Annotated in this window: 12 protein-coding genes; 7 read left to right on the plus strand and 5 right to left on the minus strand. The window is 62.8% G+C overall.

Annotated elements, in window-relative coordinates:
* Nucleotides 1-7: 7 nt before the first annotated feature.
* The 4 genes from K8U03_14845 to K8U03_14860 form a co-directional block, all read right to left on the minus strand.
* Nucleotides 8-2482 carry a DUF1592 domain-containing protein gene (locus K8U03_14845; GenBank protein MCE9606172.1) on the minus strand — a complete coding sequence of 825 codons (2475 nt, stop codon included), beginning with the start codon at nt 2480-2482 and terminating at the stop codon, nt 8-10.
* An 81-nt stretch (nt 2483-2563) separates the two neighbouring features.
* Nucleotides 2564-3139, minus strand: a complete 576-nt coding sequence (locus tag K8U03_14850; protein ID MCE9606173.1) for a methylated-DNA--[protein]-cysteine S-methyltransferase — start codon at nt 3137-3139, stop codon at nt 2564-2566.
* A gap of 21 nt (nt 3140-3160) precedes the next feature.
* Nucleotides 3161-4123, minus strand: a complete 963-nt coding sequence (locus K8U03_14855) for a hypothetical protein (protein MCE9606174.1) — start codon at nt 4121-4123, stop codon at nt 3161-3163.
* A 90-nt stretch (nt 4124-4213) separates the two neighbouring features.
* Complete coding sequence (locus K8U03_14860; protein MCE9606175.1) at nt 4214-6208, minus strand: tetratricopeptide repeat protein; 1995 nt, start codon at nt 6206-6208, stop codon at nt 4214-4216.
* Between the two features lie 132 nt (nt 6209-6340).
* On the opposite strand from K8U03_14860, the gene K8U03_14865 reads away from it, so the two are divergent.
* The 5 genes from K8U03_14865 (at nt 6341) to K8U03_14885 (ending at nt 15109) form a co-directional block, all read left to right on the plus strand.
* Complete coding sequence (locus tag K8U03_14865) at nt 6341-8038, plus strand: OFA family MFS transporter (GenBank protein MCE9606176.1); 1698 nt, start codon at nt 6341-6343, stop codon at nt 8036-8038.
* A 180-nt stretch (nt 8039-8218) separates the two neighbouring features.
* Entirely contained in the window at nt 8219-8524 is a 306-nt protein-coding gene (locus K8U03_14870; GenBank protein MCE9606177.1) for a hypothetical protein, read from the plus strand.
* Between the two features lie 165 nt (nt 8525-8689).
* Nucleotides 8690-10069, plus strand: a complete 1380-nt coding sequence (locus K8U03_14875) for a DUF1501 domain-containing protein (GenBank protein ID MCE9606178.1) — start codon at nt 8690-8692, stop codon at nt 10067-10069.
* A 12-nt stretch (nt 10070-10081) separates the two neighbouring features.
* Nucleotides 10082-12607 carry a hypothetical protein gene (locus K8U03_14880; protein MCE9606179.1) on the plus strand — a complete coding sequence of 842 codons (2526 nt, stop codon included), beginning with the start codon at nt 10082-10084 and terminating at the stop codon, nt 12605-12607.
* 6 nt (nt 12608-12613) lie between these two features.
* The gene (locus K8U03_14885) at nt 12614-15109 is read left to right on the plus strand and encodes a DUF1549 and DUF1553 domain-containing protein (GenBank protein MCE9606180.1); all 2496 of its coding nucleotides are present in this window, start codon (nt 12614-12616) and stop codon (nt 15107-15109) included.
* A 232-nt stretch (nt 15110-15341) separates the two neighbouring features.
* On the opposite strand, the gene K8U03_14890 is transcribed toward K8U03_14885, so the two are convergent.
* Nucleotides 15342-16007, minus strand: a complete 666-nt coding sequence (locus K8U03_14890; GenBank protein ID MCE9606181.1) for a TetR/AcrR family transcriptional regulator — start codon at nt 16005-16007, stop codon at nt 15342-15344.
* 291 nt (nt 16008-16298) lie between these two features.
* Between K8U03_14890 and K8U03_14895 the strand changes: the two genes are divergently transcribed.
* Nucleotides 16299-17573 (plus strand): efflux RND transporter periplasmic adaptor subunit, encoded by a 1275-nt coding sequence (locus K8U03_14895; GenBank protein ID MCE9606182.1) that lies wholly within the window; start codon nt 16299-16301, stop codon nt 17571-17573.
* 71 nt (nt 17574-17644) lie between these two features.
* On the plus strand, nt 17645-17777 hold a 133-nt coding region (locus K8U03_14900; protein MCE9606183.1), incomplete at its 3' end, for an efflux RND transporter permease subunit.

Below are 17777 nucleotides of genomic sequence, written 5' to 3' on the forward strand. Positions count from 1 at the left end.
CCGAGGGTTAGCGTTTGGAAAACAACGGGGATGTCACAAGCCCTTCGATGAACGAAACGAGACGATCATCTTGCCGCCGCGCTTGGGCGACGATCGGCTTGAGCGCCTCGCGGTCGACGAACGTCAGGCTCCGCCGCAGCGCGTAGGTAGCGAGCTTTTCGCTCAACGCAGCGGCGAACTTATCGACATCGGCGACGAGCAGTTTGCGGAGTTCCGCACTGTCTTGAAAGGCGCGGCCGTCGGCAAGCCGGCCGCTCGGATCGAGCGTCGGGTCGGCGCCGGTGCCGTCTTTCAACGTCTCGACCGTGCGCCAACGTCCGATCGCGTCGTAGTTGTCGAAGGCGATCCCCAGCGGGTCGATCTTATTATGGCAAGCCGTGCAATTCGGGTCGGAGCGATGCAGTTCCAGCTTCTCGCGCACGCCGGCTTTCTTTTGATCGGGGGCTGCCGTAGTCAAGGCCGAAACGTTCGCCGGCGGCGGTGGAGGGGGCTTGCCGATGATCGACTCGAGAATCCACGTCCCTCGATGCACGGGCCGATGCCGCGTGCCGTCCGACGTGAGGCTGAGAATCGAGGCGTGCGTCAGAACGCCGCCCCGATGATGCTCGGGCCGCAACGCAACGCGCCGCAAGTGATCGCCGCGAACACCTGCGATACCGTAGTGTTTTGCGAGGCGTTCGTTGAGCATCGTCCAGTCGGAGTCTAAGAAGTCGCGAATGCTTCCGTTCCCGCGCAGCACTTCGCCGAACACGCCGATCGTCTCGGCGAGCATGCTTTGTTCTAGGTTGTCGTCGTAGTCGGGATACAAAGCCTTGTCCGGCGCGAACATTCCCACCTTGCGTAGTTGCAACCACTGACGCGGAAAGCTTTGCGCAAACGAGGCCGATTTCGGATCGGCAAGCATGCGCCGTGCTTCGGCGAGCAATGTTTGGGGATCGTGCAGCTTCTCGGTCCGCGCCAAGTCCAGCAGCGGCTGATCGGGCGGCGCACTCCACAAGAAAAAGGAGAGCCGCGAGGCGAGTTCCCAAGCGGTGAGGCGGTCGCTTTGATCTGCCGCTCGACCTTCTTCCAAATAGAGAAAGCTCTTCGCGCACAACACCGCAACGAGCCCTTGCCTTACGGCCGTCTCGAAGGAGTCGCCGAGTAGGAGCGACGTTTCGACCGGCTTGAGCAACCGCTCGATTTCTTCGTCTTCGACCGGTCGTCGCCAGGCGCGCTCGGCGAAGCGGGCCAAGATTCGGCGTGCGTAGTCGAAACCTTTCTTCGCGCCTTCGTCGTCGAAGAAGATACGTCGATGCGCCGCGGTGGGCCAGGAGTCGAAGAGAGGGCCGTCCCATTCGACGCTGTCGATAATGAGCGTCGGTTGGATCGGTCGATAGTCGTCGTCGGTGAGCTTCAGCTGCCACGGAGCGCGGCTTCGCATGTCGGTGAAGGCGACGCCGCCCGGACCGTGGCGCGAGCGGCGCGAGCCCGGCTCAGGACCGGGAACGGAGTTCGCCAGTCGCACCGGATGCTTGCCCGCGGCGAGATGGACGCGTGTTTCCAGCGTGATCGGCTTGTCTTCCGGCGCGTCGACGTCTTGTTCTAAGACCGTCTTGTCGATGTTCGAGAGATAGACCTTCAATCGCGGCGCGATGCCCCCTTCGGGCCGTAGCCCACTAAGCTTGATGCGCAGTCGATACTCGCCGGCGGTCTTGAGCTCTAAGGGCCAAGTATCCGAAACATGGTTATTCGGATTGAGATCCAAGCGGACTCGATCGGCGATGCCGCGCGCCTCGAACTCCTTGCGCAGATAGCCGGAGCGCATCTCAAACGGAGTCCAGCGAATCAATTCGCGTTTGGGTTCGGGCCTCAGCGAGAGGGCCTCGTCGAGCACCATCTCGGCGGCGGCAAGATACTTCTCGACATGCGCCGGCGAAAGCGAAAGGACCGACCCGATTCGCTCGAAGCCCTTCCAATCGGGATCCTCCGGCAGTCCGGTCGGGCCGTTCACGTCGAACGTGACCCCGAGCAAGTCGCGAATGGAGTTCGCGTATTCCTCGCGCGTCAGCTTACGGAAGGCGATTCGCTCCGCGCCGGCCGTCTGACGGACTGCCTCGGCTTCGTGCAGCTGGCCTGCGATCCACTCCGCTAGGCCGGCGACATCCGTCGGGCTAGGTCGCGGCTCCGACTTCGGTGGCATGTCCCCGGAGTTGATCCGGTTCATGATCTCTTCCCAATGCCCCATCACTTTCGGCGAGGTGTAATCCAACGCCAGATCGTCGATGCGCAAATCGCCCGACGACTTCGCGGCGTCGTGGCACTTGTGGCAATGCCGCACGAAGAACGGTTTCACGACCGTTTCATAGCCCGCGATTTCAGCCGGCGATGTGATCTGCGTTTTGATCTGTGCTTTGGGCGGCGATTCGGCCGAAGAGCCGACTACCGACGCGATCGCACCGACCACGACGACCAACAGCGGAATACAAATTCGTAGCCACATGAGGCGCTGCAGGGAAAGGTGTCTGAGGGATCGCGACCCACGCACTCGGTCCCTCATGGTAAGCGTTGGTAGGCGCAAGTCCTAGCTTTCGGCGCCGATCAGCTTCCGCTCGCGTTGCAACAAAGCGTGGCGCCGATCGGCTCCCGGCCGTGGCCTAGCGGGGGGCGAGTTGCCGCTCGGCGTGACGCGATGGCAGGGAACGGCGAAGTAGTGATGGCAATTCGCGCAGGCGCTGCCGACGGCCCGCATGGCTCGCGGCGCGCCGATCTTCTTCGCCACTTCGGCATATGTCAGCGTTTTCCCGACCGGAATTCGCTGCACGACGCGCCACACCCGATTTTGAAACGCCGTTCCCCGCAGATCGAGCCGGAGACCGAGCGGACGCGGCGGATCTTCGATATGCGCCAGCACCTTCGCTAAGCGGGCCTCGTCGTCGCTGGTCCCTTCGACGAACTGCGACTTCGGAAAACACCGCTGCAACGCTTCGATGGCAAAGCTCGGATTCTCGCCGAGCAAGATCGCCGCCACCCCTTTCGTACCGGTCGCCACGAGCACCGCGCCGAGCGCGCTGCGGCCGATCGCGAACCGGAGCTCATCGCTCTTCGATCGTGCGGGCTTCCGCCGCGCGCGATTACCGTCGATGGAGATCTTTTTCATCCGATGCACGCCGCAAAAAATCTAACGAGTCACAAGCCCCTGCATGGCGACGACCTCGAGGTCGCGGCCTTTGATCTTCCGCAGCGGCACCAGTTCGTCGTGAACCCAACGCGGGTCGGGTGCGCCGCTGATGAACCAGTCGCCGCCGTTGTCGGCGAGCATCAGGCCATGCTTCTTCATGCCGTCGAGGATCACGCGGGCCGCACCTTGGAAGGCCGAGACGTCGAAATCGGCCTTGAGGCGAACGCGCATTCCCATCGGGGGCAAATGCTCGTCTTTGTGCGGGCTGGCGAAATGCCGAGCCGGCGACACATACGCGCGGCGCGACTTCTTTACGGTGAATCGCAACGCGTGCTTCAACACCCCTTGACCGCAAATTTCATCGTAGCGCGCCAAGCCGGGCAGAATCGGAAGACCGGCCGCATCGGCGCTCGTCCAGCCGGCGGGGCGAGGCTTCGGGTTCTTTAAGTCGAAGATCGCTCCGCTCGCGGCGCGCCAAGATTTGCCACCGTCTTCGGGGAAGGCATGAAACAACTCGTAGAGCTTCCACGTGTCTCGATCCAGCACGAGCACATGCCGATCCCCGTCCGACTTCGGGCCCCCTTCGATCGGCGCTGCCGGCGGAATCGGGTACGGCCCGGGATCGCTTTCGTCGGCGTATTCGAAACTCACCGGCACTCGCGGTTGGTCTCCGCCGACGATGTAATAAGGAATCCCCGCCGGCATCCCCTGCCAGATCGAGCCGAAATCTTCGTGCAACGATTTCTCTGCGCCGATCGACGCGATGAGGGCGTCGCTCAGCGGATCGACGGCATCTTGCGAGATGTCGCGATTCCATTCATCGCTTGCCGGCAGCAGCAATCGGCCGCCGAGATCGGCGTTGGCACCGAGTGCAAGCTTCGGCTCGGCACCGAAGGCGCGGCTCGAACCGAGTGCGGCGAGCGCCGCGACCTGCCCGAGAAATCGACGACGATCGGTAGCCATAGAGACCTCGTGAGTCGCTCGTGAATCGTAGAAGCGTGAGGGGTTGCTTCGATCAACGGTGTCTATTAAGTGTCTATTAAACGTTGCCGGCTACGGCTTCTCAGGTGCCGGCTTCTTTCGGCGGGCTTCGATGTCGACCGTGGCTTGGTCGAGGAAGGCGCGAAAGTCGTCCTTCTCGGGGAAGCGTTCGCTTTTCGGTTCTGCTTCGAAGAGCTTCACCGCCAGGTCGAAGTCGTCGCGGGCCTCGCGGTCGCGCAGCAGATGCAATTTGGCGAAGCCGCGGGCCGCTACTAAAAAGCTTTGCGTCGGCTCGGTGCCGAAGGCGACGTCGAAATCGGCGATCGCGCCCGCATAGTCTTTCTTGAGGTAGCGATAGTTGGCCCGGCGCTCGAACTCGGCGAGTTCTTTCGGTGCCGCCTTGATCGCAGCATCGGCGTCGGCCAATGCGGCGGTCAGTTGCTCGGCCGGCACCCACGCTTCAGGGCGCTCCATGCGCAAGAATTGAAAGCGGGGAGCTCGCTTCGCCGCTTCGTCGAAGTCGGCGATTCCTTTTTCATAGTCCTTCTTGCCGCAATAGGCATCGCCCCGAGCTTTGTAGAGGTGGGCATACAGCGCGTCGCGCGTGTCCGACTTGAGCAGCTCGGTGATTTCGGTCAAGGCCCGATCGTAGTCTCCGATGCGCACGAGCAGCAACGCGCGCTGCTCTCGTTTTCGATAATAGTTCGGCTGCAACAGAAGCAGCGCATCGTAGTCGCGAACCGCTTCGGGTAGCTTGCCAATTTGCTCGTAGAGCTGTGCTCGCGACTCCAACGCATCCGTCGACTTCGGGTCGAGTCCGATCGCGGCGTCGTAGTCGGCCAGGACGAGAGTGAAATCTTTCGAGCCGTAATTCACCTTCTGGTAGCGCGCCGCGGCACGCCCTAAATAGGTTTGGAGGTTCTTTGAGTCGAGCCGAATCGCCGTGTCGTAATCTTTCAGCGAAGCATCGATGCGACTTTCGTCCAAATGCAATTTCGCCCGGGCCGAGTAACCTTCGGCGGCGTCGGGTGCGAGGCGAATCGCTTCTTCGAAATCAGCCGCCGCCTCTTTCGCTTTATTGATGCGGAGCAAGTAGCGTCCGCGCACGAGTCGCGACTGCACGTTTTCGGGAGCCGCCGCAACCGCCGCATCCAAGTCGACGATCACTTGCGGATACTCTCCTCTGGCGACCCGCAGTTCCGACCGTACGACCAGCGCCCGCGGATTTTTGGGCGCTAAGCGAATCGCCTCGTCGATCAGCGCCAGTGCCGCATCGAGATCTTTGGCCTGATTGAGCGTCTTGCGAGCCAAGATGATTTCCGTTTGCTCGATCAGTTTTTTCACTTGGGTCGAGGCGTCGTCACCGGCGAGCGGCGCGTTGCCGGCCTTAAACGAAGCGATGAGCGTCGGTAGTTCCCCTTTCACTCCGAGGTCGGCCGCAGTCTTAAGCTCCGGCGCCGCCGTCGTTGCGATCATCACGATGAGCATGCCGCGCGGTTGCTCGACGACATAGGCGGGGAGCAGCACGATGCGTCCCCAACCTCCGACGCTCTTGTCGTCGGTTTGAAACGAGAAGTCGAAGCCGAAGCCCGCATAAGTGCCGAACTTCAGATCTCGATCGGGCTCGGCCTTGAAGTTCGGAAACCCGTTCGCGAACTGCCCGCGGAATTGTTCGGTGAGCGCTTTCATCAGCTCGCGTCCGATGTCGCCGGGGACGATCCCCTCGAGCGCACCGACGGCAAGGTTTTCCAGCGTCGTGACTTCCCCGTCGGCGGCTACCGCCTGACGTTCGAACTTCACGAAGTTGGAGCTCTGATCGGTCCCGGCTTTCGGATCGGCCTTCCAGTGCTTCGGATACTTAAAAGAAAACGGCACGAAACGCTCGACGTGTCGCTTGCCGAGCGCGCTCAACTCGTTCCGATAAACGCTTAAGTCGGCATCCGCGGTCGGAGGATCGGCGGCCCATGCGCCGGTCGACGGCATTCCGAAAATCGACACGAACAAGAGTACCATGATCGGCACCGGCGCACCGATTCGAGACGTCAGTGTCGTTCCTCGCGTAGTCATGGCGGGCCTCGCTGTCGTAAAACTTTGGATGAAGCTCAATGCTGTGGTTTTCCGCGTCATGTTACACTATTTTATTCAAACACAAACTTTAGTTTCGTGTTCGTTGACGCCTGAGAAACGAGCAAACCGTTTATGTCGCAACCGGGCTTCTTCTCGCGCGAGCGGATCGTCGCACCGGCCGACTTCAACCGTTGGCGCATTCCTCCGGCGTCGATCGCGATTCATCTCTGCATCGGCGCAGCGTATGCCTGGAGCATCTTCAATCCGGCGTTGATGCGCATCCGCGGAGTCGTCGTCCCAGCCGCCGACGATTGGAAGCTGCCGCAAGTGGTTTGGGTCTTCACCGTGGCGATCGTTTGCCTCGGTCTGTCGGCAGCCGTGGCGGGGAAATGGTTGGAGCGCGTCGGGCCGCGCACCGTCGGCGTCGTCGCGGCGTTCTTGTGGAGCGGCGGTTATCTGCTCGGCAGCCTCGGCATCGCCGCGCACCAATTATGGTTGCTCTATCTCGGCTACGGCGTCATCGGCGGTTGCGGGCTCGGGCTCGGTTACGTCTCGCCGGTGAGCACGCTCATTAAGTGGTTTCCCGACCGCCGCGGCATGGCCGCAGGCATGGCGATCATGGGCTTCGGCGGCGGCGCGATTCTTGCCGCACCCTTGCAAGAACGCTTGATGCAGTCGTGCTACGAAGCGCCGCAGTATCTCGGACGTGCGACGGATGTCGCACTCATCACCGAAGCCGGCCGCCGCTTTGCGACCATCGCCGGCGAGCGGCGCGAAGTGGTCGTCGTCGGAGCGAAGGAAACCGCGCAGATGGTCGTGCCCGGTCCGGAAGGAGTGTATGTCGTCGGCACGGGGGACGTCGGCATCGCCGCGACGTTCTTAACCTTGGGCGCGGCGTATCTCGTCATCATGCTCGCGGCGGCATTGTCGTTTCGCGTCCCGGCCGCCGGTTGGCGACCGGCCGGCTGGGTTCCTCGCGACGATGCGACGGCGGCAGCGCGTATGATCGCCGTGCGCGATGTCGATCCCGACGCGGCTTTGCGAACGCCGCAGTTCTATTTGCTGTGGATCATGCTCTGCTTCAACGTCACGGCCGGCATCGGCGTCCTCGGGGTCGCGAAGACGATGATGACCGAAATCTTCGGCTCCGCTTTGCCGGCGATCGTCGATAGCCGTTTCGCGGCGACCTACGTGCTGATGATCGGCGTCTTCAACATGCTCGGCCGTTTTTTCTGGGCGAGCATGTCCGACCTCCTCGGTCGAAAGCGAACGTATGCGATCTTCTTCGGCGTCGGCGCTGCGCTCTATGCGGCGATCCCGTCGATCGTCGGACGTGAAAGCCCCGAGCACGAACTGGCGCCGCTCGTTCTGTTCTACGGCGTGACGATGCTCATCTTCACGATGTACGGCGGCGGCTTCGCGACGATTCCGGCGTACTTGGCCGATCTGTTCGGCGCGCGCAACGTCGGCGCGATTCACGGCCGGCTGTTAACCGCTTGGAGCACGGCGGGAGTCTTGGGTCCTTGGGCGATTACCGCGTTGCGGCAACATTCGGAAAAGCGCGCGATCGAAGCCTTGGCGAACGTCGTCTCGCCCGACAAGTTCGCCGAGCGGTTCGGCGCCCCGTTGGCGGATTTGCCGCTCTTGGTCGAACGCAAAACCGTGACGCTCGCGAAGCTCTTCGAACTCGCCCCGCTCGGCACGCTCGACCCCTCGCGCTCGCTCTACGATTCGACGATGTACCTGATGGCCGGATTGCTCGTCATCGGCTTCGTCGCCGACATGCTCGTGCGACCGGTCGCCGCCAAGCACCTGGCCCCGATGAAGTGATCGCTAGCCGGTGGCTGCGGCTAGGGAGCGGCGGCACATTCCGACATGGGGACAAGCATCGATGTTTCCCCGCAAAATACTCCCCCGCCCCCCGCCGGATGAGCGCCGAAGCTTGACGCGAAGCGATAGATCAACGATCCTTGATAGGCAATCCGAAAGGGTCTCTTAGGAGTCGCTGGCATGGAACAAAAATTCGAAGTCGTCCCTCAGGCCGAGATTCGTCTGGAGGGTCGCCGCGTCGTCCGCAACGACGTCACGCACGATTGGGGTCTCCGTCTGCAATGGGAAGTTCGTCGCGACGGCAAGGTGCTCGCCACCCCGCCGGCCCGCGCCGAAACCAGCTACGAACATCCCGACACGACGCCGGGCAAATACGAAATCGTGCTGCAAAGCTGGAAGTATGTCGATTACAAGAAGACGCCGACCGGCGAGTTCGTGAACAGCAAGTTCATCGAAATCTCGAACAAGGTCAGCTATACGATCTGACACGCACGCCTCACGCACTGAAGCCCCTGCCTGCTACGCCTGCCTCACCGATTTGTTCTTCGAGTTGCTTGCTCGTTCCGCCTGCCTGCCCGAGCGCGGCCCCCTGCTCCGCTCGCCACCGCCCCTAGACCCTCGCCTTATCCATCCCATTACGGGAGAGTAATCATGCTGCATATCGGTGACGTGAAGGTTCCGGTTTGTCACGGCGTCACGCGTCGTAGTTTTCTGCAAGCAGGCTCGACCGGCTTGGCCGGCATGACGCTCACCAACCTGCTCGGGCTCGAAGCCTCCGGAGCCGTCGATGGGCGCAGCTCGAAGATCAAGAACTGCATCACGATCTTCCTCGTCGGTTCGCCCGGACAAGTCGATACCTGGGACATGAAGCCCGACGCGCCGGCCGAAGTGCGCGGCAAGTTCGCGCCGATCGGCACCAACGTGCCGGGCATTCAGATTTGCGAACACTTCCCGCTCATGGCCCGCATGATGGACCGCGTGGCGCTGATTCGCAGCTTGCATCACAAGACCGGCGCGACGCACGAGAACGGCCAACGCTGGATGATGACCGGCCACGACTTCACGGCCGACACGGTGAAGCCGCATAGCGGTGCGGTCGTGTCGCGCATGTTCGGTCAGCGCAGCGAGTTGCCGGCGAGCGTGATCTTGCCGGTTCCGATCGGCAACACGGGCGCAGGCCCTTTACACGGACAAACCGCGGCGTATCTCGGCAGCGCGCACGAGCCGTTCTTTCTCAATTCCGATCCGGCTCAGCCCGACTTCAAAGTCTCCGATCTCGAAGCCCCCAAGGGGCACACCGAAACCCGACTCGATGCCCGGAAGAAGCTCCTGTCGCAGCTCGACGATTTGCAGCGCCGCAACGAAAGCCGCAGCACGCAGATGCACGAAAGTTCCTACGATCGCGCGTTTCAATTGCTGACGTCGCCGAAGGCCAAGGAGACGTTCAACCTCGACAAGGAATCGCCGAAGCTCCGCGATCGCTACGGTCGCAACACCTTCGGGCAAAGCTGCCTGATGGCCCGCCGGATGATCGAAGGGGGCGTGCGCTACGTGACCGTCAACCACTTCGACACCGTCTTCAATCTCTCCTGTTGGGACATGCACGCCGACGGCGGTAGCTTGAACAATACCTATCTCGACTACGAACGCCACCTCTGCCCGCAATTCGATCTCGCGTTCACGGCGCTCATCGAAGATTTGGAACAGCGCGGCATGTTGGACGATACGGTCGTGGCGGTGCTGAGCGAGTTCGGTCGCACGCCGCGTTTGAACCCCAAGGGAGGCCGCGACCATTACCCCGGCGCGTGGACCAACTTCCTTTGCGGCGGCAATATTCGGGGCGGTCAGGTCATCGGGTCGACCGACAAGATCGGCTCGGCCCCAGCCAATAATCCGATCGAGCCGCCGCAAGTGCTCGCGTCGATCTATCACGGCATGGGCATCAACCTCGAAACGACGATGATGCCCGGCCCCGGCGACCGACCGATCCGCTTGGTCGAAGCCGAACCGATTCGCCAACTGTTCTCGTAAGGAGTCGGTTCCTTGCGAGCCACGATTTTCGCTAGCGCCGAGCCGCCGCCGGCCCGTTCCGCCACGCCGCCGCGCACCCTGTTCGTCGCGCGCGGCCTGTGCGCGGCGTTGCTTTGGAGCGCGCTGGGGGTTGCCTCGGCTTCGGCCGTCGAGCCGACGATTCGCTTGCTCGACGTGCGCGGCTTGCAACTCGGCGGCACGACGACCCTCATCATCGACGGCGATGATCTCGGCCCTCTCGCTCCACTCACTGTCGCTCCGCCCGCTGCTGCGGTAAGCCCCGCCGCAAAGGACGCAAAAGTTGCCGCTAAGGATGTTGTTGTTCCAGTGCAGGGCCCGCGGCTGATGCTCCCCTTCGCTGCGAAGCAGGAGCTTAAGAAAGGGGCGACCGACAAGCGGGCCGTGTTCGACGTCACGCTCGCCGACGACATTGCGCCCGGCTACTACAACCTCCGGCTCACGACCGACGGCGGCGTAAGCTTGCCGGTCGTCATCGCGGTCGATCGGATGATTCAACGACCGCTCGCCCCCGAAACCACGCAGCTCCCCGCCGCCTTGCACGGCACGGCATCGGGCAGCGTTCCCTTGGAAACGAAGTTCACGGGCAAGGCCGGCGAGCGTTTCATGGCCGAGGTCGAATCGCAACGGCTCGGCGGCAAGCTTCGACCGGTCGTCCATCTCTACGGACCTAAGCGAGCGCAGATCGGATGGTCATGGCCCTCGCCGGCCCTCTATGGCGACACCCGCCTCATGGCGACGCTGCCGACCGACGGCACCTACACGGTTGCGGTTCACGATCTCGAATACGCCGCGCCTGCGAGCAGCTACTTCCGGCTTCGCCTAGGCCGTTGGTCGTCGGCCGATCAAGTGTTTCCTCCGGTCGTGAAGAGCGGCGGACGCGCGACCTTCGAGCTCGTCGGCAGTTCGCCTCCCGAACGGATCGACATGGCCTCGATGCCGGGCTCGTCGACGCTCCCCTTCCCTGCGCCGAAGTCGGGCCTTTGGAGCGGACCACGACCGTTCGTGCAAACGAGTTCCTGTCCCGAGCTTATCGAGCAACCGACGTCGAGCCCGCCAGGCAACGTTCAAGAGTTGCCGAGCGGCCCGGTCGGCGTGAGCGGCCGGTTGCTCAAGCCGGGCGAAGAAGATCGGTATCGGATCGCCGTCGCGCCGAATACGAAGCTGCGCCTCGAAGTCTTCGCCGAGCGGAACGGCTCTCCCGTCGATACGGCGATCGTCATACGAGGCGAGAAAGACGCCTTGCTCACGCGCGGCGAAGACGGCGTCGGCACGATCGACCCCGTGCTCGAGTATACGGTTCCCGACAAGACGACTTCGCTCGTCGTCGGAGTCGTCGATGCGCAAGGACGCGGCGGCGTCGATGCGACGTATCGCCTCTTCATCGAACCGGCGTCGGGCGGCCCCGGCGATTTCCGACTTTCGACCGCCGCCCAACGCCTAACGTTGCCGGCCGGTGGAAGAGTCGTGGTGCCGGTCGTCGCCGAGCGACGAGGCTACGCCGGCGAGATCGAAGTAACCGCTCAGGGATTGCCCGCCGGCGTCAAGCTGGAAGGGGGCAAGATCCCCGCCGAGGCCGATGGAACGCTCGTCACCATCGAACGAACCGGCCCGTTGGCCGACGCCGCGATTACCGAATGGCAAGGCCGCGCGGCGGGAGATGTCGTCCGACCGGTCGTGCTTAAGGGACATCCGGCCGAGCGCTTGCAACCTTGGCTCGCGACGGAGCTCGCCATCGCACCGACCGGCGCAAGCGCCGGCCCGTTCACGATCCAATGGCGCGGCCTGCCCGCCGACGCACGATTGATTCCCGCGCAGAAGTTGACGTTGCCGTTCGAGGTCGTGCGCCCGGATGTCAAAGCCGACGACAAAGGAAACAAGCCGGCCGACACGACGACGGTTCGGCTCTCGCTCGTGACGAGCCAGCTCGCGCCGCTGGTGAACAATCAGCCCGACCTGCCGAAAACGCTCCGTGTCGAGAAGCCGGTCGAGTTGGCGCCGAAGGTCGGGACGGGAGAGATCGTCGTGCTGATCCCGCCGGAAATCATGAACCCGACGTACGACGTGAGCGTGCAAGCCGAGCTATTGGCGGCCGATAAAAAGACGGTCCTGGCAACCTCGTTCGCTCCGGTGAAGCGGCTCCCCTTAAGCTTGCCCGTGGCGTTGAAACTCAACGGCCCTGTCGTGGTTCCCGCGGCGCTCGATGCCAAGACCGGCGCGAAGTTGGAGCTCAAGGGAAAGATCGAACGCCGCGAAGGGGCCGTCGGCGAAGTGACCGTCGCCCTCACCGGTTTGCCGCCGACCATTGCGGCGGTCGCGCCGGTGATCGTGAAGGCCGACGCGAACGACTTCACGCTCAATCTCGTGCTTCCCCCGACCACGCCGGCCGGCAAAATCGCCGGCCTTAAGCTCTCCGCCTCGCTCGCTCCCGATGCCAAGCAGCCGGCCGTCCGCGTGCGCAGCCGCGACACGGAATTCGCCGTCGTCGTCGAACCCTCCAGCAGCACTCCGAAGAAGTAAAACGCTATGTTTCGTTTATCGGTTCGTCTTTGCATTACTTTTTGTGGGCTCGCCCTCTTCGGGTGCTTCGCCGCCGAGCCCGTGGCCGCCGCTCCCGAATCGAAAACGGAATCGAAAGCGGAATCGAAGCTCGAGGCCGTGTCGGTCTTCCCCCTCTCGCTCGAGCTTCGGCACGTTCGGGAACCTCGTTCGTTGCAAGTCTTCGGCACCACGGCCGATGGTTTCTCGGTCGATCTGCATGCCGAGGCGAAGTACCGCAGCGCCGACGAAAAAGTCGCCGTGGTCGATGCCGCAGGTTGGGTTCGTCCCGTCGCCGGCGGCGAAACGAAGGTCACGATCGAAGTCGCCGGCCGGACGCTTACCGTACCGGTGAAGTCGCAGCTGCCGGCCGTCGAGCCGAAGTACAGCTTCCGTCATGAAGTTATGGCGGTGCTGACCAAAGGGGGCTGCAACATGGGTGCGTGCCACGGCTACTCTCTCGGCAAGAACGGCTTCAAGCTCTCGCTGCGCGGCTCCGATCCGGAGCTCGATTATCCGGCGATCGTGAAAGAGATGTACGGCCGGCGCCTCGACTTCGAGAATCCGGTGGGGAGTCTGCTCGTCGCGAAGCCGCGCGGCGATGTCGTGCACGAAGGAGGCGTTCGCTTCCCGCGCGGGAGTCTGCAAGACGAGATTCTTTTGAACTGGTCGCGGCAAGGAGCCCCGAGCGATCTCGACGATCCGCGCCGCGTCGTCCGCGTGAGCCTGATGCCCGAGAAGCTGGTGTTGCGCCCCGGCAAGAGTTATCGCCTGCAACTCACCGCCCACTACGACGATGGCTCGACCCGCGATGTGACGCGGCTCGGGATGTTCGCCGTCAACAATCCGCAATTCGCCGGGGTCGACGACGAAGGCCGGATCGTCGCCGGCGAAGTCGGCGAGACGGCGATCGTCGCCCGCTTCGAGCGCACCTTCGCCGCGACGGGCCTGATCGTCTTATCCCCCGCGGCGAACTTCACCCCGACGCCGGTGCCGCAAGACAACCTGATCGATCGCGCCGTCGTCGAGAAGCTCAATCGCCTCCGCATCGCCCCTTCCCCTGCGGCCGGCGACGAAGAGTTCTTGCGCCGCATCTATCTCGACCTGATCGGCGTGCAGCCGAAGCCCGAAGAGATTCGCGCGTTCTTAGCCGATGCCGCTCCGAAAAAACGCGAAGCGACGATCGACGCGCTCCTCGAGCGGCCGGAGTTCGTCGACCAGTGGTCGCTCAAATGGGGCGACCTGTTGCAAAACTCCCGCAACTCCGTGAGCTCCAACTCCGTGTTTCTCTTCCGGGAATTCTTGCGCGGCGCGGTCGCGTCGAACATGCCTCTCGACGAGTTCGTGCGCCGCATTCTCACGGCCCGCGGCGGCGCGATCGACGATCCGGCGAGCACCTACTTCGCGATCAGCAAAGACACGAACGACACCGTCGAACGGGCCACGCAAGTCTTCTGCGGCGTCCGGATGCTCTGCACGCGTTGCCACAGCCATCCGTTGGAGAACTGGACGCAGGCCGACTACTACGGCCTCGGCAGCTTCTTCAGCCAAGTGACGACGCGCCCCGACGTACGGTTCCCCGGCATTCAGAACGCGAAGCTAGTGCAGGTCAATTTCGCCGTCGGCTCGGCCGTGAACCCGCGCACCGGCCGCCCGCAACCGCCCCGCTTTCTCGGCGGCGCCGAGCCGGAGTTGCCGGCCGATGTCGATCGTCGCGCGGCTTACGCCCAGTGGCTTACATCGCCCGACAATGCGTTCTTTGCCCGCGGCATGGTCAATCGCATTTGGAGCTACTTCTTTCATCGCGGCATCGTCGACCCGGTCGACGACGTGCGCAGCACCAACCCGCCGATCAATCCCCTCTTGCTCGACGCCCTCACGGCCGACTTCATCGCCCATAAGTTCGACGTGAAGCATCTGATGCGGCGCATCGTCACTTCGGCGACCTACCAGCGAACCGGCGCTCCGAACGAGAGCAACCGCCACGACGAGCAGAACTTTTCGCATGCCGTTCCGCGGCGCATCCCGGCCGAGGCATTGCTCGATTCGCTCGTGCAGGCCACGAACGTGCCCGAGGCGTTCGGCGGCGCGCCGCAAGGCTTCCGCGCAGCGCAGCTGCCGGACGCGAACGTCACGAGCCCGTTCCTGAATCTGTTCGGCAAGCCGCAACGCATGGAGGCCTGCGAGTGCGAGCGCGACAACGGCTCGAACATGCTGCAAGCCCTGCACCTCATCAACGGCACCGGCATCCTCGGCCGCGTCGGCAATCCGACGGGCCGGGTCGCTCAGCTCGCCAAGCAGCTGACGAACGACGAAGAGTTGGTGACGGAACTCTATCTCTGGTCGCTGGCTCGCCGCCCGAGCGACGCGGAGACGAAAGCCGGCACGGCGTTCATCAAGTCGTACGCCGACCGCCGCCTCGAAGCGGCCCAAGACCTGATGTGGGCCCTGCTCAACACGAAAGACTTCTTGTTGGTGAATTGAAAAAGTAGCAGGCACGTTCCACGTGCCGTAGCCGCGACGGTCTCAGTGCCGCCGCCGCGGAATCGTTCATGCCAGGTGTGGCGGCGATCCGCAACGGTGCCGTGTCGATCGAGACTCGATCGTGGATTGCGCTGCTACGGCCCTTGTGGTTACGGCACGTGGAACGTGCCTACTACTTTGGCCTACTGAGAAACGCGTTCTTCGCGCGGCAAGTTCGTCGGGCTTTCGGCCGCTAAGCGGAGCCGTTCACGGTGTCTTCACCTGTGGCGGATGCCGGCGTGAGCAGACCGTTGAACAGGACGTCGAACAGTTCTTGGCTTTGCTGCGCGAGCGGCTTCTTTCTGCCGGCGAAGTAGTTGAGAAACATCGTCCCGAAGACGAAGTTGCAAATCGCTTCGTCGATCAATTCGACCGGCCGTTCGCGCATCACCCCTTCCTCTACGAGGCGGGCGAAGAGCGCGATCCATTTCTGATTTTCTTTCGGCCGCTCGTCGAAGAACGTCGCTTTGTGCCGACCGCGAAAATGGGCTCGCTCTTGAATCAACAACTCCACGACTTCCGGGTGGGAATCGAAAAACGTAATGAACGTGTGGATGCCGACTCGAATTTGCTCGAGCGGGCAGGTCGACGCATCGACCGCTTGATCGAGTTCTTTGAGGAGCCATTGGCGAGCATGCTCGACGGTCGCTAGGAATAGCCCTTCCTTGTTGGTGAACCTGCGGTAGACGGTCCCCTTCCCCACACCGGCTTGATCGGCGATTTCCTGCACATCGGCCGCGGCAAAGCCTTGGGTCGAGAAGACCGTCATCGCGGCGTTGAGCACCTCGAGCGTCCGCTTGGCATGCATTTCTTCAGCGCCGAGGCGAGCGTCGGGCAGTGGTTTTTCAGATTGGGTCATGCGGGCGATGCGAGCACTCCACCACTCTCGAACGAAGGCGATCGCCTAGTAGAAAGTGGGGGAAATGTTTCTGAGTAAGTGTCGTCCTAGATTCTAGTTACGAAGAGCAATGTCGGAGAAAACTGACGTGGACGGACTGGTCCGTCCGATCTATAGTATATCGTCATCGAACCGCAGGCCATCATCTTTTGTCCTAACATAATCGTTAGCGCCAACCGTGGATGCGCCGATCCGGACGAACCAGACCTCGATCCTGGTTCGGGCTTTGCCGATCGCCAGGATACCACTTCTATGCTCGTTCGCTTCACGCTGCCGCCGCGCTCCCTGCGGGCTTGTCTTTCGCTCGCGATCGTGGCTGCGGCCGCATTCTCGGGCTGCAAAAAGCCCAATCAGTTCGTCCCTCCTCCTCCGCCGCAGGTCGAAGTGGCTCGCGCTCTCAGCGACGATGTGGTCGACTACCTCGAATTCACCGGAGCGACGCGCGCCACGGCGACCGTCAGCCTGCGGGCCCGCGTGAACGGCTATTTGCAGAAGATCAATTTCAAAGACGGCGCCGAGGTGAAGAAGGGAACTGTCCTGTTCGTGATCGAACCGGCCCCTTACGTCACGGCCCTTGCTTCCGCAAAAGCGAATCGTCAGAAGGCCCAAGCTTCGTTGTCGCTGGCGGAAGCCGACTTGCTGCGGACCGTTCCGCTGGTGAAACGGGGTGCGCTATCCGAAGCGGAGCTCGATACGAAGAACGCCAACAAATCAACCGCCGAAGCCGACGTCGCCGCCGCCGAAGCGATGGTGACGCAAGCCGAGTTGAACCTGAGCTACACGCAACTCGTCGCGCCGATCGACGGCCGCATCAGCCGGCGCTTGGTCGACGTCGGCAACCTCGTGCAAGCCGAAACGACGATCCTCACGACGATCGAAAGCAATGACGACATCTACGCCTACTTCAACGTAAGCGAGAGCGACGTGCTGCGCTTGATGGAGCTGCACCGTGCCGAGCCCGATGCGAAGCCGGCCGCCCCGCCCGCTGCGCAGCAAGTGCAATTGAGTCTCCTGAGCAACGGTGAGTTTCCTTACGAAGGGACGCTCGACTTTTCGGAGCTCGGCGCCGATCCCGGCACCGGCACGCAACAGCGCCGCGCGGTCTTTAAGAATGCCGATCGCTCGCTTGTGCCCGGCTTGTTCGTCCGTTTGCGATTGCCGATCGGGAGTCCGAAGAAGTCGATGCTCGTCGCCGAACGGGCGATCGCTCGCGATCAGCGCGGCGACTATCTCTTGGTGGTCAACGCGAAGAACGTCGTCGAGTATCGCCCGGTGCATCTCGGCACCGCCGTCGGCACGATGCGGGTCGTCGCCGATGGGGTGAAGCCCGACGAATGGATCGTCGTCAACGGTTTGCAACGGGCTCGTCCGGGCGCTCCGGTCGATCCTCAGCGCCAAGAACAAATGGCGAAGCAACCCGGCTCGACCCGCCTTGCCTCGGTAGATAAGCCGGCGGCCGCAAAGCCGACGGCGGAGAAGTCGGGCCCGAGCGTGGCCTTGAAGCCCGCCGCGCAACACGTCGATTAACGGCTTCGCGACCGGCGGAACCGGTGCTTGGAACCGGTGCTTGGAAGCATGTCGTCTAGGAGTTCGCTGCTTTGTTTTCTCGCTTCTTCATCGAACGGCCGGTCTTCGCGAACGTCATCGCCATCGTGACGATGATCATCGGCGGCGTCGCGCTCTACATGCTGCCGATCGAGCAGTATCCGTCGATCACGCCGCCGACCGTGC

The sequence above is a fragment of the Planctomycetia bacterium genome, assembly GCA_021413845.1.
GTDB lineage: Bacteria > Planctomycetota > Planctomycetia > Pirellulales > PNKZ01 > PNKZ01.

What these genes read in the sequence shown, in the direction of transcription:
- K8U03_14845 (MCE9606172.1), bottom strand. Translation starts at nt 2,482, where the DNA reads ATGTGGCTACGAATTTGTATTCCGCTGTTGGTCGTCGTGGTCGGTGCG.
- K8U03_14850 (MCE9606173.1), bottom strand. Translation starts at nt 3,139, where the DNA reads ATGAAAAAGATCTCCATCGACGGTAATCGCGCGCGGCGGAAGCCCGCA.
- K8U03_14855 (MCE9606174.1), bottom strand. Translation starts at nt 4,123, where the DNA reads ATGGCTACCGATCGTCGTCGATTTCTCGGGCAGGTCGCGGCGCTCGCC.
- K8U03_14860 (MCE9606175.1), bottom strand. Translation starts at nt 6,208, where the DNA reads ATGACTACGCGAGGAACGACACTGACGTCTCGAATCGGTGCGCCGGTG.
- K8U03_14865 (MCE9606176.1), top strand. Translation starts at nt 6,341, where the DNA reads ATGTCGCAACCGGGCTTCTTCTCGCGCGAGCGGATCGTCGCACCGGCC.
- K8U03_14870 (MCE9606177.1), top strand. Translation starts at nt 8,219, where the DNA reads ATGGAACAAAAATTCGAAGTCGTCCCTCAGGCCGAGATTCGTCTGGAG.
- K8U03_14875 (MCE9606178.1), top strand. Translation starts at nt 8,690, where the DNA reads ATGCTGCATATCGGTGACGTGAAGGTTCCGGTTTGTCACGGCGTCACG.
- K8U03_14885 (MCE9606180.1), top strand. Translation starts at nt 12,614, where the DNA reads ATGTTTCGTTTATCGGTTCGTCTTTGCATTACTTTTTGTGGGCTCGCC.
- K8U03_14890 (MCE9606181.1), bottom strand. Translation starts at nt 16,007, where the DNA reads ATGACCCAATCTGAAAAACCACTGCCCGACGCTCGCCTCGGCGCTGAA.
- K8U03_14895 (MCE9606182.1), top strand. Translation starts at nt 16,299, where the DNA reads ATGCTCGTTCGCTTCACGCTGCCGCCGCGCTCCCTGCGGGCTTGTCTT.